The following is a 20,273-nucleotide window of genomic DNA, read 5'->3' as shown; positions in this document are numbered from 1 at the left end:
GATGGATACGAATATTACTTGGCATACAGCTTCTGTTTCAAAAGATGAGAGAAGAGTGAAGAATGGGCATCACAGTTTTGTAGTTTGGTTTACTGGTTTATCAGCTTCGGGTAAATCTACAGTAGCGAATGCGGTTGCTCGTAAACTATTTGAAAAGAATATAGGAAATTATGTGCTAGATGGGGATAATATTCGGCACGGTTTAAATAAAGACTTAGGTTTTTCTGAAAGTGATCGTATGGAAAATATAAGACGTATTGGCGAAGTGGCGAAGCTATTTGTAGATCAAGGTACTGTTGTTCTTACAGCGTTCATTTCACCATTTCAAGTAGATCGAAAACAAGTTAGGGATTTATTAGCGGCAGATGAGTTTATAGAAGTGTTTGTAAAATGTCCAATTGAAGAGTGTGAAAAACGTGATCCAAAAGGGTTATACAAAAAAGCGAGACAAGGTGATATTAAAGAGTTTACTGGTGTTGATTCACCGTATGAGGAACCAAAACAAGCAGAATTAATTGTAGAAACGCACAAGTATTCTATTGAAGAATGTGCAGAACAAATCGTGAAATACTTACAAGAGCGTAGTTTTATATAGGGGGATAAAAGATGAGTTATGAAAAAGTGTGGGCTAATAATGAAAAATTGAATCCGTCCGAGCAAAAGAAATTAGAAAAAGATGGATTAGAAATCTTTAATGATATTCCTTACTATGCGGAGAATGGATTTGAATCTATTCCGAAAGAAGAGTGGGACGCTTTTAAATGGGCAGGATTGTATTTGCAAAGACCAAAAGAAGCGGGCTATTTTATGATGCGTGTCAACATTCCTTCTGGAATTATTACAAATGCGCAGGCAGAGGTGCTGGCTTCCATTGCTGAAGATTATGGGCGTGATGTGTTAGATATTACGACAAGACAGGCGATTCAGTTTCATTGGTTAGAAATTGGGCAAATTCCGGATATTTTTAAGAGGTTAGCTAGAGTTGGTTTATCTTCAGCGGGGGCATGCGGTGATATTACGCGTAATATCACAGGAAATCCACTTGCTGGAATTGATGCGAATGAACTATTTGATACAACATCGATTGTTAAAGAAATATACGATTACTTCCAACATAATGAAGAGTTTTCTAATCTACCACGTAAATTCAAAATGTCTATTAGTTCTAACATTTATAATTCAGCAAATGCAGAGATTAACTGTGTGGCGTTTACACCTGCTACGAAAGAAATAAATGGTGAGGAAAAGGTTGGGTTTCATATAAAAATAGGCGGAGGATTATCAGCTCGTCCGTACTTAGCGGAAGAATTAGATGTATTCGTTTTACCAGAAGAAGTGAAGGCAGTGTCGATTGCAATTGCTACTATATTCCGTGATTTTGGATATCGTGAAAAACGCCACTTAGCACGTTTGAAATTTCTTGTCGCTGACTGGGGCGCTGAGAAATTTAAAGAGAAACTAGTAGAATACACAGGCCCATTGCAAAGTAAAGGGGAAAGTGCTCTCAAAGGCTGGAATGCAGGATACTTTTATGGCGTTCAAGATCAAAAACAAGCAGGATTAAAGTATGTCGGCTTTAATGTACCAGTAGGGCGTTTACACGCAGAGGAAATGTTTGAGATTGCAAGAATTGCAAAGAAATATGGAAACGGGCAAATTCGAACTTGTAACTCTCAAAACTTCATTATTCCGAATGTTCCGCCAGAAAATGTTGCAGGATTATTAAGTGAACCGTTGTTTGAAGCAATTTCAGCAAATCCGAAATCGTTTATCGGTCATGCGGTTTCATGTACTGGCATTGAGTATTGCAATCTTGCGTTAGTAGAAACGAAAGAAAGATTACGCAAAATCGCAGAGTACTTAGATACACAAATTGCACTCGATGTTCCAGTTCGAATTCATATGGTAGGATGCCCGAACTCATGTGGTCAACGTCAAATTGCTGATATTGGTTTGCAAGGGATAAAACTGAAAACGAAGGAAAAGGGAATCGTTGAGGCGTTTGAAATATATGTGGGCGGAACACTATTAGACGGAGGAGCATATAACGAAAAGTTAAAAGGGAAAATAGATGGAGAAGATTTGCCGGATGTTCTCGTGTCCTTTTTAAGTTATTTCCAAAAGAATAAATTACTAGCCGAAACGTTTTATGATTTCGTAGGACGTGTTGGAGTGGAAGAATTACAAATTGTACTAAATCGTGTATTAGAAGAAGTAATAGCATCTTAGGAGGGGGCAATATGGACTTATATCGATTTGAAGCTGTATTAGTAAATAGTATTGTTCCAATTGTTGTCGTTGCTCAGAGTGAAGAACAGGCATTTAAGCTTGCGGAAATTGAGCTTGAAAAACATTTTTTACCGTTACCAGAAGTGAAAGAGATTTCTTTGTTTGAAAAAAAGAAGATTCGAAAAGGGGCGGCATTTGTTATTCATGAGTAGAGAACATGTAATACGAAATAATAGTAACTTCCATTCGTGATTAAGAGTGGAAGTTTCATTTTATAGTAGAAATGAGGAGAGATTATGGGGAAGGTTTATATCGTCGGGGCGGGTCCTGGTGATCCGGATTTAATTACTGTTAAAGGGTTGAGATGCATCGAGAAGGCTGATGTTATATTGTACGACCGTCTCGTAAATAAAGAATTGCTTTCTCATGCAAAGCCTGAAGCGGATTTAATTTATTGCGGGAAACTCCCAAATTATCACACGATGAAGCAAGAGATAATTAACACATTTCTTATTAAATATGCGAAAAAAGGAAAAGTTGTAACGAGACTTAAGGGCGGAGATCCATTTGTATTTGGAAGAGGTGGAGAAGAAGCTGAAGCGTTAGCGAAGCAAAGTATCCCATTTGAAATTATTCCTGGTATTTCAGCTGGTATAGCTGCTCCTGCTTATGCTGGAATTCCAGTAACGCATCGCGATGCAAGTGCAAGTTTTGCTGTTGTGACAGGGCACCGGAAAGAAGGGGCTGAAGAGGAAGTGAAGTGGGAAAGTTTAGTGAAAGGTGTAGATACATTAGCGGTCTATATGGGGGTTAGTAATTTACCTTACATATGTGAACAACTAATAAAACATGGAAAAGATCAAAGTACACCTGCCGCTATCATTGAGTGGGGAACGACATCTATGCAGCGTACTGTTACAGCGACGTTAGGAACAATTGTAGATGTTGCCAAAAAAGAACGAATTCAAAATCCAAGTATGATTGTTATTGGAGAAGTTGTCCGTTTTAGAGAAAAGATACATTGGTTTGAGAAACAAACGGAAAATGCATATCAAGTAAGCGGAGTATTGTAAAATGAAGGCTGTTATATATATATGTCATGGAAGCCGTTTGAAAGCAGCAAAAGAAGAAGCGGTTGCATTTATTACGTCATGTATGAACCGTGTAGAGGCAAATATTCAAGAAATTTGTTTTTTAGAGCTAGCGAATCCTTCTATTGAAGAAGGATTTCGTACATGTGTGAAGCGTGGTGCTACAGAGATTGTCGCTATTCCTGTTTTTTTATTAGCGGCAGGACATGTAAAGAAAGATATTCCGTTTGAATTACGAAAGTTAAACGAGGAATATCCGGATATCAAAATAGTGTATGGTAATCCATTTGGTGTATCAGAAGTGCTTGTAAAAGCGGTATATAACGGAAGTGGTATTAAAGACTATAAAGAAGAAGTAACACTTTTGCTCGTTGCAAGAGGGAGTAGTGATCCGGAAACTTTACAAGACATAAAGTGGATTTCTTCTTTATTTCAAAAAGAAGAGAACATTAAAGAGGTGGAAGTTTGTTATTTAGCAGCCGCGGAGCCGAAGTTTGATGAGAGGTTGAAAGAAATTGTAGAACAAAAAGAACGGAACATTGTTGTGTTACCTTACTTATTATTTACAGGCTTACTCATGAAACATGTTGAGAAAGAAGTGCGTCAATATGAGTCGGAAGAGATAAAAATAAGTCCCTATTTAGGAAAGAATGTAGCGTTTCGAGAGATGTTAATTCAGAAAACAGAGGAAATATTGAAGGGAGATCAATATGTATCCACTTACAGTGCGAGTTGATAAGAAACGTGTTGTTGTCATTGGTGGAGGGAAAGTAGCGGGGTTTAAAATTATTCCTTTACTAAAACAAGGTGCGGATATTGTTGTAGTAAGTACAGAATTAGATGCAAATTTAGTGAAACTTGTAGAAGAAAAGCAAATTCGTTGGTATCAAAGAGAGTATGAGAAAAGTGATATTAAAGATGCTTTTTTAGTAGTTGCAGCGACTAGTGATTCGGTACTAAATGAACAAATTGCTGAAGATGTCTCGGTAAATCAATTGGTAAATGTTATTACGAATCCGGAAAGTGGAAATGTTCATTTTCCGGCGGCGTTTCATCGTGGTTTGCTTAATGTAGCTGTTTCTACAGGAGGAGCAAGCCCGAAATTGGCGAAAAAAATTCGTGACGATATCGCAAATAAATATGATGAGACATATGAAGCGTATCTTAATTTTTTATATGAAGTAAGAATAAAAGTGAAAGAATTACAAGTAGATAAGCGGCAGAGAAATATACTATTACAAGAAGTATTAAAGTCAGTATATGTTCTAAATGGAGAAAAAAGAGAATTGTTTTTACAAGAATTAGAGAGAAAGGTTCATATAGGATAATGAATAAATTGTGCTTTACAACTATAAGAATATAATTTATAATCACAAGTAACTTCAATAGATGAAATCGATGAGCAAGAAGAGTACGTATATTTGATGCGTTCAGAGAGCTGGGGTAAGGTGTGAGCCCGGTACGATAAAATATACAGAATGGGCTTGCGAGAGGTATGCTGAACATTGCAGTAGGCAACCCGGGTTCCGCCGTTAAAAGGATAGAGTATCGGAATTTTCCTGTACTTGAACAAGTGGGATTTATCAATCCAATTGAGGTGGTACCACGGTATTTATATTACATATATCGTCCTCTACATGCATATTTGCGTGTAGGGGACTTTTTTATTTTCTAAAGGAGGTGTGCGAGTATGAAATGAAAGTGTATAATTGGTAAAAGTTATAATATTCAGAAAAGGAGAAATTATAATGAAAGAAACACAGCAATGGACGTCGAAAATAGGCTTTGTACTCGCAGCAGCGGGAGCCGCAGTAGGTCTTGGGGCAATATGGAAGTTTCCATATGTTGCAGGTAATGGAGGGGGAGGCGCGTTCTTCCTTGTATTCTTACTATTAACTTTATTTATTGGTATGCCTCTTCTTGTAGCTGAATTTGTTATTGGCCGTAGTACTCAAAAAGAGGCAGTTACAGCTTATAAAGTATTAGTACCAAATAGCAAGTTATATCCTTGGATTGGTCGTATGGGGGTTGTTACTTGTTTTAGCGTACTATCTTTTTATAGTGTTGTAGGTGGATGGATTTTACTTTATTTATACTATAGTGTCACAGGTAGTTTCTGGAACGGAGTAGTCGATTATGGGCAATTGTTTGCTGAAACAATTGCAAATCCAGTAAGTGCGATTGGGGCGCAATTCATTTTTATGCTTTGTACCATTTTTGTTGTTAGTAAAGGTGTGGAAAAAGGCATAGAAAAGGCAAGTAAGTACATGATGCCGCTATTATTCATTTTATTTATTGCTATCATTATTCGTGCGTTAACACTTGATGGTGCTATGGCTGGGGTAGAGTTCTTCTTAAAACCAGATTTTTCAAAGCTTACAGCAGATACGATTTTATATGCGATGGGACAATCTTTCTTCTCACTAACGGTAGGTGCCTCGGTAATGGTAACGTATAGTTCGTATTTAAAGAAAGAAGAGCATTTAGCTAAATCAGCAACATCTATTGTAAGTTTAACTGTATTTGTTACAGTACTTGCAGGATTAGCGATTTTTCCGGCGATTTTCGCATTAGGAGTTAAACCGACAGAAGGACCAGGGCTACTGTTTATCGTTCTTCCTGCTGTCTTTGCGAAAATTCCATTTGGACAATTTTTCTTCATTATGTTTTTAGTTTTATTCTTCTTTGCGACTTTAACATCTGCGATTTCAATGCTTGAAATTGTAGTAGCATCTGTTGCGAAAGATAATGAGAAGAAGCGTCCGTCAGCTTCGTTATTAATTGGTATTCTTATTTTTGCAGTTGGAATCCCATCAGCGTTATCGTTTGGAATTATGAGTGATGTGAAAATATTTGGTAAGACATTCTTTGATTTCGTCGATTTTTCGGTAAGTAATGTATTACTGCCACTCGGAGTACTAGCCATTTCGTTATTTGTACCAAATAAAATGAGTAAAGAGCTATTAATGAAAGAATTAGAAGTTACGGAAACGAAAGGGAAAACATTGTTTAATATTTGGTTCTTCTTGCTTCGTTATGTTATTCCGGTAACTGTAATTATCGTATTTTTAAATGCGATAGGTGTATTTAAAATGTTTGCATAATAAAAAGACGGAGATGTGGATTCTCCGTCTTTTTATTGTGTTGTAGAAGTATTTAATAAGCGATTATATGCTTTATAAGCTGTGACAACTGCGATAAATGATCCAATTAAAAATAACGCTGAGCCGCCGAATGTAAATAGCCGGCCAATGTATGTTTCTCTAGCTTCTTCTATTTCTTCTTGTAATTGTGTATTCATATTTATCACCCCGCAAAATATAGGCATTTAGTTGTAGTTTATGTAAAACGCCTAAAAAGTGTGAAGTAGTAAAAAAAACTCGGTATGCACCGAGTTTTTTATAATCCGATATAAGGAGACGGATCAACTGCGTTTGTCTTACCAACATTCCATTCCCCAATATGAAGTTCGAAGTGTAAATGTTGTCCGTAAGATTGACCGGTATTTCCCATAAAGCCAAGTTGATCGCCTTGTTTCACAGTTTGTCCATTGGATACAGAGCGGCTATTCATATGTGCATACACTGTCGTATATGTTTTTCCGTTAACACGGTGAGATAAGTAAACAACGTTTCCGTAACTAGAGGATAATTCTGAACGGATAACAACGCCATCTGCAGCGGCAATAATTGGAACTGTTCCCGAAGCTGCGATATCGATTCCTTTATGGTTATCTAAAGAACGTGTGCCGAATCCAGAAGTTTTTGAGCCAGCGGCTGGCTTAATAAATCCACCTTTGTTCGTATCTTGCGGTGTTGGTGCGGATTGTGTGCTTTCTTTAGCAGAAGCGGCGGCTTGTTTTTTTGCTTCCTCAGCCTTGCGTGCCTCTTCCGCTTTCCGAGCTTCTTCCGCACGTTTTTCTTCTTCAATTGCTTTTTGAACAGCTTGACGCTGGTTTTCTAAAATACCTTGTGACTCTTCTAATCCTTCAATCTCGGAATCTACTTTTGATACTTTCGTATGTAGATCTTTAATAAGAGTTTGTTGCTGTTGTTGGTTATTTTGTAACTCTTGTTGTTTTTGCTCTAATTTTTGTTCAGATTCTTTCAGTTGTTGCTCTTTTTTCTCAACAGCCTCTTTTTCTGTCGTTACAGCATATTGATCATCTGTTTGCTTTTTCACAATATCGGTATCGTTATTTAAAATTAAACTTACAGAATACATATTATCAACAAGATCAGCGATATTTGCAGAACTTGTTAATACTTCTGTAATGATACTCGTACGAGGCTTCTCTTGCATAGATTGTAGTCGTTGTTTAATAACCTCTTGACGTGTATCTATGTTTGTTTGTAATTGCTCTATATGTTTCTTTTTTTCAGCAATTGCTTGCTGCGTTTTGCTAATTTCTTTTTTTGTATCGTTTAATTCAGCTTCGTTTTTATTAATAGAAGTAGTTAATTCGTCGATTTTCTTTTGTAATTCCTGGATTTCTTTTTCTATTTGTTCTTTCTCAGCTGATTTATTTTGTAAGTCATTTTGTTTGCCTTCTAATTCGGATTGAATATTAGATAATTTATTCTCATTCGTTTCAGCGTATACGGGTGAAAGTAACGGGGAAACGAAAATCGTTCCAGCTGCTAAAACACTAAATGCTGCAAATTTCTTTTTCATGGTTGTCTTGCTCCTTTCCCTATGAATGTTATATATCATAAGAAGAAGAGTGTCTATCGTTGTAATCATAATGTAAAGAAAATTTTATAATTTTGCTAAGTTTTGTCGGAATTTAGTATCTTTTCGTAGTGTTTGTCATAAATTTAAAATTCTTGAATGTATAGAAAAAGATATCAATTTCTATATTTTTTTAAAAAAAACATGGGAAATGATGGAGTTTTCCATAATGAAACAGTATTTTAAAAACCTATCAATCACTAGTAAGGAATCGATTTCATGTGAGGTTTTCTGACATGGAGTTTGTTTTTGTCAAGAAAATTATTTGTATTCGTGCAAACTTATTTTGTTGTCAGATTTTAAATTTTGATTTATGATTTTTAACAGGGACAAAATGTAGTGAATTGTCGAATAATATGTAATACTCTTAATTTCATGTTTTATAGAGATAGAATGAGAGATAGAGTGACACATCGAAGAGGGGGTTACCACAAGTATGAAAAGAATAGGACTTGCATGGCAAATTTTAATAGGACTTGCGCTTGGTATTACAGTTGGGGCGATTTTCTTTGGCAATCCGGAAGTGGTGAAGTACTTACAACCAATTGGTGATATTTTCATCCGATTAATTAAAATGATCGTTGTACCGATTGTTGTAGCGAGTATTGTTGTTGGGGTTGCTGGTGTTGGCGATGTTAAGAAGTTAGGCCGACTAGGCGGAAAAACAATTATTTACTTTGAAATTATTACAACACTTGCAATTGTTGTTGGTCTATTAATAGCGAACATTTTCCAACCTGGAAAAGGCGTTGATATGGATCAATTAACAAAGACTGATATTTCAAAATATACAGCTACGACAGAGCAAGTACAAAGTCATTCGTTCGCGGATACGTTTGTAAATATTGTTCCGACGAACATTATGAAATCATTAGCTGAAGGTGATATGCTTGCTATTATCTTCTTCTCAGTATTATTTGGTTTAGGTGTAGCAGCAATTGGTGAGCGTGGTAAACCAGTTCTACAATTTTTCCAAGGTGTAGCAGATGCAATGTTTTATGTAACGAACCAAGTTATGAAGTTTGCACCATTTGGTGTATTCGCATTAATTGGTGTTACAGTTTCTACATTCGGATTAGCTTCATTAATTCCATTAGGGAAATTACTCATTGTAGTATACGGAGCAATGATCTTCTTCGTTGTAGTTGTATTAGGACTTACAGCGAAAATATTTGGAATAAACATTTTCCAATTCTTTAAGATTTTAAAAGATGAGCTGATCTTAGCGTATTCTACAGCAAGTTCAGAAACGGTTTTACCGAAAATTATGGAGAAAATGGAGAAATTCGGTTGTCCGAAAGCAATTACATCTTTCGTTATTCCAACAGGTTATTCATTTAACTTAGATGGATCAACTTTATATCAAGCAATTGCGGCAATTTTCTTAGCGCAAATGTACGGTATTGAATTATCCATTACACAACAAATTACGTTATTACTTGTATTAATGGTTACATCAAAAGGTATCGCGGGTGTACCGGGCGTATCATTCGTTGTATTATTAGCAACACTTGGTACAGTAGGTATTCCAGCTGAAGGTTTAGCGTTTATTGCAGGTATTGACCGTATTCTTGATATGGCTCGTACAGCAGTTAACGTTGTAGGTAACTCTTTAGCGGCTGTAGTTATGTCTAAGTGGGAAGGTCAATATGACGCTGAAAAAGGACAAGCCTATTTAAAAGAGATATCTGAAAAGGGTCAAGCGGCTTAATTATAATATGAACAAGCTCTCACATAATATGTGGGGGCTTTTCTATATATAGAAGAGGAGCGGACGTAATGAAACGTAAATATGGTGACGGTTCTTCGTGGAAGCGACTAATAGAGAAGGATTATATGGTTAAGCAAGTAGAGGATGGAATGTTAGGAATACTGGACATAAAAAAAGTGAGAGAACCTAGTTATAAAGAATACAATGGTAAACAGCTTTGCATTGCAGGTGATGGGTATACATGGATGCAATATTTTATAAACGGGGAAAACTTTGCAATTACAGCTATGTTAGACAATCAAAAACAATTACTGCAATATTATATCGACGTGACGAAAGAATATAAAATAGACGAGCGTGGTTTACCTTATTTTGATGATTTATATTTAGATGTAGTATTGTTACCGAACGGTGAGATCTATGTACTGGATGAAGACGAGTTAGAGGATGCCTATAAAATTGGTGATGTTACAAAAGAAGAATATGAGTTAGCATGGAATACAACAAAATGGATTATCGCGAAGATAAAAAATAGAAAATTTTATTGGATCTCAATATTGGATAAAGAAATCGAAAAGTTAAAATGATTGGTTTATTCATATTTTTGCATAATTACCAAAAAAATCTATACAAAAAATAATTGACTTTTGTTTTGTAAGCGAGTAAAGTTAGGAAAGAAATTATTATTAAAAAATAAATATGAAACCTTCTTATAAAGAGAGGCGGAGGGACTGGCCCTACGATGCCTCGGCAGCGGACTCGATTTCAGAGTGCTGTGCCAAATCCAGCAAGCGTGTGCTTGAAAGATGAGAAGAGCGTTTCTTATAGATGTATAAGACCTCTTCTCATCGGAAGAGGTCTTTTGTTATTCATTAGAAAAGGTTGAAAACTAGGGAGAGATGATACTTTGAAAGAAACGAGAGGAAATGGTTTAGCTTTATTACCACTTGGAGTATTTTTGGCGCTATTTATTGGTTCTGGAATTATTACAGGTGATTTCTATAAATTGCCGATACTTGTAGCAATTTCAATTGCTGTAGGAATTGCTTTAGTGATGAATCGTAAGGAAAGCTTTAATGTGAAAGTAGAACGATTTGCTAAAGGTGCAGGAAACCCTGATATTATGATCATGGTTCTGATTTTTGTACTTGCAGGGGCGTTTTCTGAAACAGCAAAAGGAATGGGCGGAGTTGATTCCACTGTTAACTTAGCGTTATCTATTTTACCCCAAGGATTTATCGTTGCTGGAATTTTTGTTATAGGGGCATTTATTTCATTAGCGATGGGAACTTCAATGGGAACAATTGCTGCATTAGCACCGATTGCTGTAGGTATTAGTGGGCAAACTGATATCTCAATTGCGCTTACGATGGCTACTGTTGTGGGTGGAGCGATGTTTGGTGATAATTTATCATTTATTTCTGATACGACAATTGCTGCTGTTCGTTCGCAAGGAACAGAAATGAAAGATAAGTTTAAAACGAATTTTTTAATTGTATTGCCAGCTGCAGTCATTACAATTGTACTATTAGTAATGATTACTTTAGGTAATGATACAGAAATTAAAGCTCATACATTTGATTGGGTGAAGATTTTACCATATGCAGGTGTACTTGTTACAGCGCTACTTGGCTGGAATGTACTTATTGTATTAACCGGTGGAACTGTACTATCTGGTGTTATCGGTCTTATAGATGGAAGTTATACGTTAGAGAGTTTCTTTAAAAGTGTAACGACTGGAATGGGCGGTATGATGGAGTTAGTGTTACTTGCCATTTTAATTGGTGGTATGGTCGAACTGATTCAATATAATGGTGGCATTCAATATTTAATGAATCTTTTAACGCGTAACATTCGTTCAAAAAAAGGAGCAGAGTTCGGTATTGCTGGCTTAGTGAGTATGACGAATATGTGTACAGCGAATAATACGATTTCTATTATCTTTACAGGTCCGCTTGCGAAAAACATTGCAGATCAATATGAAATTGACCCTCGTAAATCAGCGAGTGTATTAGATCTTTTCTCATGCTGTGTGCAAGGATTAATTCCGTATGGTGCGCAAATGTTAACGGCAGCAGGATTTGCGGCGTTATCTCCAATTGAATTGTTACCATATGCGTTTTATCCAATCTTAGTTGGAGTATGTGGAATCATTTCTATATTAATTGGTTTCCCGAGGTTTTCTAAAGTAGCGGGAAAGAAAGAGTATCACAAAACAGCATAATTTAAAATGAAGTTTATGGATAGTAACGAAAGCCGTACAGAGAATGTTCTCTGTACGGCTTTTTATGTGCGATAAAAGAGTGAATCATCCTATCCTACCGCATATTTTTGCAAAAGGCTGAATTTAACTCGGTCTTAAGTCTGAGTCGAAAACAGTTCTTAAGCTCGTTATGAAAAAATGAAAAAATAGTTAAGATAAGAGTATCAAATCGAAGGGAGGCAAGCACAAGATGAAACAATTTCTAGCGTTTATCGCAGCCGGTATTTTGGCTTTAATTGCTCTTGGTAGTCTTGCTGGTATTGTAGGATTCGCCATTGGAGCAGGAGTTGTGTACTGGAGCTATAAATCATTTGTGCGAGCTAAATCATTCTTTGGAAAGTTAGCTTGGGGTATTGTTGGTTTAATCGGTTTGTCCATTGCACTTTCTCATTCCCCAGCATTAATCGGTATCGCAGCATTAGTAGTTTTATACTACGGATACCGTGAGTGGAAAAAAGGAAAAAATGTAGTTGTTGATTCTGCTCCAGAAAGTGCTAAACCATATAGCAACTTTGAAGATGAGTGGAACAAGTTAATGAAAAACTAATATAAAATAAATCAAATTATAAAGTAGAAGAGAGGAAGATTATAATGAAACAATCTTTATTCGGACGTGTACGCGATGCAATTTTAGCTGATTTTCATAATGTGTTAGATGAGAAAGAAAGAAAAAATCCAATTGCTATGTTAAACCAATATTTACGAGATAGTGAGCGTGAAATAACAAAAATTGAGAAGTTAATTCAGCGTCATAAAACATTAAAATCTAACTTCGCTCGTGAGCTTGAGCAAGCACGTTATTTCGTTAATAAAAGATCAAAGCAAGCTATCATCGCACAAGAAGCAGGCGAATTGCAATTGCATGAACGTGCATTAGAAGAAGTAGCGTATTATGAAGGGCAAGTAACTCGCTTAGAAGAAATGTATGCTGGTGTTGTAGAGCAAATTGATGAGTTAGAGCGTCGTCTTTCAGAAATGAAAAATAAATTAAAAGAAATGAACGCAAAGCGTATGGAATTAATGGCACGTGAAAATATGGCGCATGCAAACCGCCGTATGAATACTGCTATGCATAAAATGGATGAAAATAATCCGTTCTTACGATTCGAAGAAATTGAAGATCACATTCGTGACATAGAGCTTCGTATAAATGAAGAGCATGAGCGTGATACATTTGATATGAAAATTGCAAAACTAGAGAGTGAAATGAAAGAGAAAAATGAAGTATCGTTAACGAAAGAAGTAACAAAATAATTGTAGTATATAATAAAACAGGCTTATGATATAGTGATAGGAGAAAAGGTGTTGGAAAGCAATGCCTTTTCTTCTATGTATATGTGACAAGGAGGGGGGAGCTGAAATGAAGAAGCAATTTTCAAAAACACAATTTATGGGGATGCTCCTCATCATATTTGGATTCGGTCTTTTTCTTGATATGATACTTGGACATTTTGAACCAGGTGGTCTAATATTTGCATTTATTATGATTATGTTTGGAAGACATTATCGAAAGAAGAACCGTTATGTAAGAGGGAATGTATTTTTATTTGTCGGTGGTATTGTCTTCTTATTCTTCTTATTTTCATCAGCGGCATTCGTACTTGTTGTGTTTGCTTGTTTAGCTTTAATTGGTTATCAACTTATTCAACAAGGACATCGGCAAAAAGCAATGAAAGTTGAAATTAAAGAAAAGGGATATATAAATGAAGAAAAACAAATATATCGTACAGAACCGTATATAAAAAATATGTTTGTAGGTAATGTACGAATGATGGATCATATTTATGAAATAGAGGATATTAACGTCCAATATGGTGCTTGTGACGTCGAGATTGATTTAACAACTGCTATGATTCCAGAGGGAGAAACGGTTATTGTGATTCGGGGCGTCATTGGTAATATTCGCTTATATGTACCATATGATATTGAATTGTCTTTAAATCATTCTGTTATTGTTGGGCGAGTGCTCCTACCAGGACACGAAGAAACTGGATTTAACCGTAATGTTACGTTTAGAACAGAACAGTATAAAGAAGCCCCTCGTCGTATTAAAATTATTTCTTCGCTTGTCGTAGGCGATACGGAAGTGAGGAAATTATAATGAAAAAACAAAGGAATATTTCGTGGATGTATATTCGTTATTCTATGTTGTCCTCTGTGAGTATCGCACTTATTTGTACAATTGTATATGTATGGAAAAGCGAGCAACAAGTTTATGATTTACTTTGGAAAGAATCCATTGCTTCTGTTCCAATTGGCTTGTTTATTATGAGTACGAGTCTTCTTATCGGAGGAATTGTAGGATATGCAATCGGTTATTATATAGAACAGCGTATACAAGGATTAAATACTTTTCTATTTGAAGTAGAGCGAGGGAATTTTCCGAGTGATGTTTCATTTACTGCGGACGATGAATTTCATGAAGTGGAACGAAAAGTAATTGGTCTTGCTCGTCGCTTAGAGGAGCAAGCTGGGCTATTTCAAAAAGTAACGAATGAACGAGCCCATTGGAATGAAGAGATGAGACAAGAAGCGATTTCTCAAGAAAGGCATCGATTAGCGAGAGAGCTACATGATTCTGTAAGTCAGCAGCTTTTTGCAATGTCGATGATGATGTCAGCCATTAATGAGCAAGCAGCTGAAATTCCAGACACGACGAAAAAACAGTTGCAGCTTGTTGAGAATATGGTTGTAAATGCACAATCAGAAATGAGAGCTTTGCTCCTTCATTTACGCCCAGTGCAGTTAGAAGGTAAGAAACTAACAGAGGGTATAGAAGAATTATTAACAGAACTGTCTAGAAAGCAACATATGAAAATTGAATGGTTAATTGAACCGATCCAATTAAAAAAAGGTGTAGAGGATCATTTATTCCGTATTGTACAAGAGGCGCTGTCTAATACTTTACGGCATGCGAAGGCAAAGAAAACCGAAGTACGCCTTCGGAAAATTGATCAATATGCGATTTTGAAAATTATTGATGACGGTGTTGGGTTTAAAGTTGGTGTTAATAAGGCTGGTTCATACGGTTTAAGGTCAATGCAAGAGCGAGTTCATGAAATTGGTGGTACATTAAAAGTTCTTAGTTTTCCGAATAAAGGTACGCAAATAGAAGTGAAAGTACCTATTATGATTGAGAGAGGGGGAGAATCATGATAAAAGTATTACTAGTTGATGATCATGAAATGGTTCGAATGGGTGTATCAGCATATTTATCAACGCAGCCAGATATTGAAGTAGTTGGAGAAGCTGAAAATGGAAGAAAAGGTTCAGAGTTAGCTTTGCAATTAAGACCGGATATTATTTTAATGGACCTTGTTATGGATGAGATGGATGGGGTTGAAGCGACACGTGCTATTATTCAAGAATGGCCAGAAGCGAAAATTGTAGTTGTCACGAGCTTTTTAGATGATGAAAAGTTATATCCTGTTATTGAGGCGGGGGCGACAAGTTATTTATTAAAAACATCAAGAGCGAGTGATATTGCAGATGCTGTAAGAGCTACTTATGATGGGGAAACGGTATTAGAGCCGAAAGTTACTGGCAAAATGATGTCTCGTATGCGTCAGAAGAAAGAACAACCTTTGCATGAGGAGTTAACAGAAAGAGAGTCTGAAATTTTGTTATTAATTGCAGAGGGGAAAAGTAATCAAGAGATTGCAGATGAGTTGTTTATTGCCCTTAAAACAGTAAAGACACATGTGAGTAATATATTAAATAAGCTAAATGTAAGTGACCGGACACAGGCGGTTATTTATGCGTTTAGACACCAATTGACGAAATAAGAAGGAAGCTTTGACTATATATGGTCAAAGCTTTTTATTGACGGTTATTTATGTAAGCGTTATCATTAAGGTGTTAACAGTACATACAAAGGGGAGAGAGTGTATGTTAGTTCAAACGATATTTGGAATGGATGAAACGAAAAAATTAGGTAACTATGTGAATGCGTTGCAAGCACTTTGTGAACAATATGATATTGAAACAGATCGTATTGCAATTATTGAGGCGACAGAAGAATATTATTTATTTCTAGTGAAGCAAGAAGATTGCTATGATGTTGTAAAAGTAGAAACAGTGGATACGAATATTGATTACTATATGAAAGCTTATAAAGTAAGTAGCTTTAATCATACTTCTTATCAAATGTAAAAAACTCCCGAAATGGGAGTTTTTTTATGATACTTTCGATTCAGGTGAATGATCCGTTAATGGTACTGCTTTGGCGCCACTTAATTTTGCGATAGCAAAACCGATAATAGCCCCAACTAATGCTGGTACTAACCAGCCAATTCCTTCATTATATAATGGAATAAACTCGAAATAAGATGTGATAGATGAAACAGGAATATTCCCTTGTTTTAATCCATCAAATACGCTCACAATTGCAGATCCAATTAACGCACCTACATAAACAGAACGATATCCACCGAAATATTTATGAAGTAATGATAGTAATACGAGTACAATCGCAATTGGATATACAACAAGTAAAATAGGAACAGAGATTGCGATAATTTTTGTTAAACCTAAGTTGGCAACTAATAATCCTAATGTGCAAATGACACTTGCTAACGTTGTGTATGAAAATTTCGTTAATAATGTTGAGAAGTATTGACTGCATGCAGATACAAGTCCAATACATGTTGTTAAGCAAGCGAGTGTAACGATAAGAGATAATAGAATTAGACCATATGGACCGAGTAATTGTTGTACGATAACGGTAAGTAGCTGTCCGCCGTTTGTTGCGTATCCGAGAGAGACACTAGTTGTACCGAGCCAGCCAAGTGCACCATATACAAGTACGAGACCAGTAGCGGCAATAAGTCCTGCTTTTGCTGTTGCGATGGCAATTGATTTGCGGTCATTCACACCTTTTGAGCGAATTGCATTTACAACGATAATTCCAAATGCAAGCGCTGAAATGGTATCCATCGTTAAGTATCCTTCCATAAAACCTTTGAAAACTGGAGAAGTTTGATACTCTTGCATTGCTGGTCCTGATTGCCCAAGTGGTGAAAATACACTCTTAAAGAATAATAAGAAAATAGAGAGTAATAAAATAGGTGTTAATACGCTTCCGATACGATCGACGAGTTTAGAAGGATTTAAACTAAGCCAAAATACGATAGCAAAGAAGATGACTGTGTATAAAAATAGCGTTAGGCTGCTAGAGCGAATAGTTTCTGGTAAGAAAGAACTAATTCCCATTTCATAAGCGACATTAGCAACACGTGGGATGCCCATAGATGGACCGATTGCAATGTATACAACTACCGTAAAGAATATTCCGAATAATGGGTGAACATGACTTGCAAGTTGTTGCATTCCATTTCCTGATAGAGAAATAGCGATAACAGTAAGTAGTGGTAAGCCGACTCCTGTTAGTAAAAAACCAATCATTGCTGGCCAAAAGTTTTCACCAGCATTTTGTCCAAGCATTGGAGGGAAAATTAAATTTCCTGCTCCAAAAAATAAAGAAAACAGCATAAGACCTGTGAAAAAAACATGTTTTTTTGATACAGTGTTCATTGTTTTTTTTCTCCTTTTTGTAAATTCATTGTAAGAACACAAAAAACTCGTCCCTTAAGAAAGGGACGAGTTATATTTACCCGCGATACCACCCTAATTTATACATGTAGAAATATATCTATATGTATACGGCTTTACAACGTACAACATGATACGTGTTCCTTGTAACGGGGGACGACCGGTAAGAACTTACTTTAGCATTCGGTTCTACTTCTCGGAGATGATTTTCGGTTACGAACTGAGCGTTGGCTTTCAGCAAAATACCAACTCTCTGGGGAACAGCTCTATAACATACTCGTTCTCGTCAATGAATTTTTATTCAAGTATTCTGACAACATTTTTACATGTTTTTTTTAGAAAGTCAACATATTTTTTGGGAAATACACTTTCCTGTAGAAATATAGCTGAGAATATAAGGGTTAATACTATTTGTAAAAATGCTGTAAAACATTATAGAGAATTGTAAAGTTTATGGAGAAAATCGATATTTATAGGAGTAAGGAAGGAATTGTTTGAATTTGCAGAGAATAATACAACAATCCACTTGCTGGAAAGAACAAACCAAAAGAGGTGACTGAAATGCTTGCGATGGGAGTATTATTTGGCATTATTGCTATAATTGGTTTTATGTGGTTATATTATTCGCGTTCGTTTAAACAAGCAGAAGTTTTACTCTTTCAAAAAGGTAGTTTGTTGACAAATCAGTCTAGATATTTAGTATGTCCGAAGTGTGGAAGTGCACAGGCCAGGAGTGGAGGATATCAAGAGTGTTGCAAAATTAGATTATGAAAGAAGGAAGCCTCACATTATTTTGTGAGGCTTCCTTCCTTACAATTTTTTCGCGCTCCAAATTGTCCAACGATCTCTTTCGATGATAGGAGAGACGTTTTGTAATGCCGTTTGGATATGATGTAGAAGTTGAGAAAGTTCATTATCTGTTAGTTCATATAGAATGGATCGGCCTGTTCGAGGAGATAAATCTTGTAGCAAAGCCTCTACAGAATCATGTACTTTTCGTACTTCCCATTGTGTTTGAATGGGGAGCGCTTGAAGAGGATATGTTTGTAATAATTGCTGTATAGTAGTGGTTTTTGGTCTTCTTTGCGCTTCTGTTTCAATGAGTTTTGGAAAGACCGAGAAAAAATATCCACGAAGGTGTTCAGGACTTCCTGGGATTATACAATCTTCAATGGTCCGGTCTTGTAAAATAAGTAGACCGTCTTTTTTTAATATACGAGAAGCCTCTCGTATAAATGTGGGAATATCATGCAAATGATGAATGACTGCACGAGAAATGACAAGGTCGAATGTTTCATTAGGGAATGAGATATTATGTGCATCACCGTGAATGAATGAAATGTTTGGGAAGGCATTACAATTTTCTTTTGCAGCTTGTAATATTTCTTTTGAAAAATCAAGCCCAACAACACTTTTGGCTCCCATAAGAGCAAGTTCTTTCGTGTAAATGCCGCCACCACAACCTATATCAATTACTTGTTTATTTTGCACATCTACAATATTGTTTATTGTTTCCTGCCATGAAATATGTGCGTTACGATTTGCATACGTATACTTATTATTTGCATCATGAAAATTAATGGACATTGTAAAATCCTCCCTTCAGTTTATAGTATAGCTCATTCTATATAATGTAACGTTTTTGTTTTATGCATGAGGATTATAAGAATTTCTTATTGGAAAAGGAGAATCGATTTGAAAGGGAAATATTTAATGTTTTTATGTGTTATTTTACTCGCGTCGTGTGGTCAATCCGAGCAAAAGAAAGAACCGGAACAAGTAGAGGAGACAGTGAATGAAATGAGAGAACCATTACAAGTAACTGTTATGCAAAAAGGTAAAGAAGAAAAAAATTTAAAGAAAATGGATGCGGAGTTGGTGGTGGATATTATAAACAAAGCGGAAAAACAAGAAGTAACGGGTAGTTTTGGTGAACCGGAATATGAAATACAAATTAGTAGTGATGGAAAAAAAGAAACATATTATGCATGGTTAAGAGGAGAAGATCGCCGAGGATGGATTCAATATAAGAAAGATATGTATATGCTTAACGAAAAAGATACGGAAAAGCTTTTGGCTATCTTTCCAAAGATTCCAGAACAAAAAGAAGATGAGATGCAGGTAGGTACTTTAACGGAAGTAACAAAAAAAGACATGCAGATTACTGCGTTTCATATTAAAGCTGGTGATCAAAAAATGAATTATACAGTACGTTATACGATTTCACAATCACTATATAATAAGTTAGCAAAGGAACAAGAATATTATTTGCAATTAATTTTCCCGGAAAAGGTCCAAAAATTAATTGGCGCAAAAGAGAGTGAAATAATTTCAGCTGAAAAAGTAAAGGAAGGGTATAAACAGTATGAGTTGAATGTTACTGTTCCGATAAAAGATGCTTCAGAATCACAATTAAAATCACTAGAAACCTATTATGATAATCACGATTTACAAATATTAAATAGTAAGAAAGAAAAAGTAGGATCATTTCAAAACATTATTCAAATTGTTAAAGAGTATGGTGAAAAAATGAATTTACAAAGATAAAGTGAAATTTTAATCAGTGGGGGCATCCCCCGCTGATTATTAGCACGAATCCTACCTAAATTCTTTGCTCCAGCCGAATTTTGAGGTGGGATTCTTACTGCCCGTAAATAGCGGGCAGTAAGAATCATAAAGTCTATATGGCCTTTCCTAG

The 20,273-nt window shown here is 35.9% G+C and carries 22 protein-coding genes, 1 riboswitch and 2 other annotated features; of the genes, 18 read left to right on the top strand and 4 right to left on the bottom strand.

The annotated features are described in order from the left end of the window. Position 1: 1 nt before the first annotated feature. The 7 genes from cysC to DN408_RS14885 all read left to right on the top strand — a co-directional run bounded on the left by cysC (position 2) and on the right by DN408_RS14885 (position 6,424). Positions 2-595 (top strand): adenylyl-sulfate kinase, encoded by a 594-nt coding sequence (gene cysC / locus DN408_RS14915; RefSeq protein WP_002030679.1) that lies wholly within the window; start codon positions 2-4, stop codon positions 593-595. 11 nt (positions 596-606) lie between these two features. Continuing rightward, on the top strand, positions 607-2,229 hold the full coding sequence (locus DN408_RS14910) for a nitrite/sulfite reductase (protein ID WP_078421978.1): 1,623 nt from the start codon (positions 607-609) through the stop codon (positions 2,227-2,229). Positions 2,230-2,240: 11 nt separating this feature from the next. After that, a complete protein-coding gene (locus tag DN408_RS14905) occupies positions 2,241-2,441 on the top strand; it encodes a DUF3906 family protein (protein ID WP_000366913.1) in 201 nt (66 codons plus the stop codon). 84 nt (positions 2,442-2,525) lie between these two features. Beyond that, a complete protein-coding gene (cobA, locus tag DN408_RS14900; RefSeq protein WP_147740228.1) occupies positions 2,526-3,302 on the top strand; it encodes a uroporphyrinogen-III C-methyltransferase in 777 nt (258 codons plus the stop codon). Between the two features lies 1 nt (position 3,303). After that, a complete protein-coding gene (locus DN408_RS14895) occupies positions 3,304-4,056 on the top strand; it encodes a sirohydrochlorin chelatase (RefSeq protein ID WP_002030685.1) in 753 nt (250 codons plus the stop codon). Beyond that, positions 4,031-4,648 (top strand): NAD(P)-binding protein, encoded by a 618-nt coding sequence (locus DN408_RS14890; RefSeq protein WP_002186321.1) that lies wholly within the window; start codon positions 4,031-4,033, stop codon positions 4,646-4,648. The genes DN408_RS14895 and DN408_RS14890 overlap by 26 nt, the downstream gene beginning before the upstream one ends. 61 nt (positions 4,649-4,709) lie before the next feature. After that, positions 4,710-4,957 (top strand) — a binding site (T-box leader). Between the two features lie 111 nt (positions 4,958-5,068). Next, entirely contained in the window at positions 5,069-6,424 is a 1,356-nt protein-coding gene (locus DN408_RS14885) for a sodium-dependent transporter (RefSeq protein WP_002186320.1), read from the top strand. A gap of 32 nt (positions 6,425-6,456) precedes the next feature. Here DN408_RS14885 and DN408_RS31465 read toward each other — a convergent pair whose 3' ends face one another. Together DN408_RS31465 and DN408_RS14880 are read right to left on the bottom strand one after the other, a co-directional pair. Beyond that, positions 6,457-6,621, bottom strand: coding sequence for a hypothetical protein (locus DN408_RS31465; protein ID WP_003188170.1), 165 nt, complete (start codon positions 6,619-6,621; stop codon positions 6,457-6,459). 98 nt (positions 6,622-6,719) lie between these two features. Beyond that, a complete protein-coding gene (locus DN408_RS14880; RefSeq protein ID WP_002126328.1) occupies positions 6,720-7,994 on the bottom strand; it encodes a murein hydrolase activator EnvC family protein in 1,275 nt (424 codons plus the stop codon). A 493-nt stretch (positions 7,995-8,487) separates the two neighbouring features. Between DN408_RS14880 and gltP the strand changes: the two genes are divergently transcribed. From gltP to DN408_RS14835, 9 genes are all read left to right on the top strand, one after another. Further along, a complete protein-coding gene (gltP, locus tag DN408_RS14875; RefSeq protein WP_002126331.1) occupies positions 8,488-9,762 on the top strand; it encodes a glutamate/aspartate:proton symporter GltP in 1,275 nt (424 codons plus the stop codon). A gap of 68 nt (positions 9,763-9,830) precedes the next feature. Next, positions 9,831-10,349 (top strand): ribonuclease FAU-1 family protein, encoded by a 519-nt coding sequence (locus DN408_RS14870; protein WP_002168807.1) that lies wholly within the window; start codon positions 9,831-9,833, stop codon positions 10,347-10,349. Between the two features lie 120 nt (positions 10,350-10,469). Then, positions 10,470-10,575: riboswitch (SAM riboswitch) on the top strand. A gap of 94 nt (positions 10,576-10,669) precedes the next feature. Next, a complete protein-coding gene (locus tag DN408_RS14865; protein WP_147740227.1) occupies positions 10,670-11,986 on the top strand; it encodes a Na+/H+ antiporter NhaC family protein in 1,317 nt (438 codons plus the stop codon). Between the two features lie 229 nt (positions 11,987-12,215). Beyond that, on the top strand, positions 12,216-12,572 hold the full coding sequence (locus DN408_RS14860; RefSeq protein WP_002011676.1) for a lmo0954 family membrane protein: 357 nt from the start codon (positions 12,216-12,218) through the stop codon (positions 12,570-12,572). A 44-nt stretch (positions 12,573-12,616) separates the two neighbouring features. Continuing rightward, positions 12,617-13,279 carry a PspA/IM30 family protein gene (locus DN408_RS14855; RefSeq protein WP_002011675.1) on the top strand — a complete coding sequence of 221 codons (663 nt, stop codon included), beginning with the start codon at positions 12,617-12,619 and terminating at the stop codon, positions 13,277-13,279. A 106-nt stretch (positions 13,280-13,385) separates the two neighbouring features. Next, complete coding sequence (gene liaF, locus DN408_RS14850) at positions 13,386-14,126, top strand: cell wall-active antibiotics response protein LiaF (protein ID WP_147740226.1); 741 nt, start codon at positions 13,386-13,388, stop codon at positions 14,124-14,126. After that, a complete protein-coding gene (locus DN408_RS14845) occupies positions 14,126-15,181 on the top strand; it encodes a sensor histidine kinase (RefSeq protein WP_002011673.1) in 1,056 nt (351 codons plus the stop codon). Before liaF ends, DN408_RS14845 begins: the two co-directional genes overlap by 1 nt. Then, complete coding sequence (locus tag DN408_RS14840) at positions 15,178-15,810, top strand: response regulator (protein ID WP_000598709.1); 633 nt, start codon at positions 15,178-15,180, stop codon at positions 15,808-15,810. The genes DN408_RS14845 and DN408_RS14840 overlap by 4 nt, the downstream gene beginning before the upstream one ends. 10 nt (positions 15,811-15,820) lie before the next feature. Next, positions 15,821-16,177, top strand: a complete 357-nt coding sequence (locus DN408_RS14835) for a DUF3992 domain-containing protein (protein ID WP_139211963.1) — start codon at positions 15,821-15,823, stop codon at positions 16,175-16,177. A 24-nt stretch (positions 16,178-16,201) separates the two neighbouring features. Here DN408_RS14835 and brnQ3 read toward each other — a convergent pair whose 3' ends face one another. Beyond that, the gene (gene brnQ3 / locus DN408_RS14830; protein ID WP_002126341.1) at positions 16,202-17,557 is read right to left on the bottom strand and encodes a branched-chain amino acid transport system II carrier protein BrnQ3; all 1,356 of its coding nucleotides are present in this window, start codon (positions 17,555-17,557) and stop codon (positions 16,202-16,204) included. A 58-nt stretch (positions 17,558-17,615) separates the two neighbouring features. Beyond that, positions 17,616-17,874 (bottom strand) — a binding site (T-box leader). Between the two features lie 262 nt (positions 17,875-18,136). Here brnQ3 and DN408_RS14825 point away from each other — a divergent pair. Then, positions 18,137-18,346, top strand: coding sequence for a hypothetical protein (locus DN408_RS14825; protein WP_000880630.1), 210 nt, complete (start codon positions 18,137-18,139; stop codon positions 18,344-18,346). A gap of 39 nt (positions 18,347-18,385) precedes the next feature. On the opposite strand, the gene DN408_RS14820 is transcribed toward DN408_RS14825, so the two are convergent. Next, positions 18,386-19,162: a class I SAM-dependent methyltransferase gene (locus tag DN408_RS14820; RefSeq protein ID WP_002126342.1), complete on the bottom strand. Its 777-nt coding sequence runs from the start codon at positions 19,160-19,162 to the stop codon at positions 18,386-18,388. A 108-nt stretch (positions 19,163-19,270) separates the two neighbouring features. On the opposite strand from DN408_RS14820, the gene DN408_RS14815 reads away from it, so the two are divergent. Then, on the top strand, positions 19,271-20,122 hold the full coding sequence (locus tag DN408_RS14815) for a YhfM domain-containing protein (protein ID WP_147740225.1): 852 nt from the start codon (positions 19,271-19,273) through the stop codon (positions 20,120-20,122). Positions 20,123-20,273 lie beyond the last annotated feature (151 nt).

Origin of the sequence: Bacillus sp. AR13-1 (genome assembly GCF_008042285.1) — a bacterium.
Taxonomy (GTDB): domain Bacteria; phylum Bacillota; class Bacilli; order Bacillales; family Bacillaceae_G; genus Bacillus_A; species Bacillus_A mycoides.
Note: the sequence above shows the minus strand (reverse complement) of the source record. Positions and strands in the feature narration are given on the sequence as shown.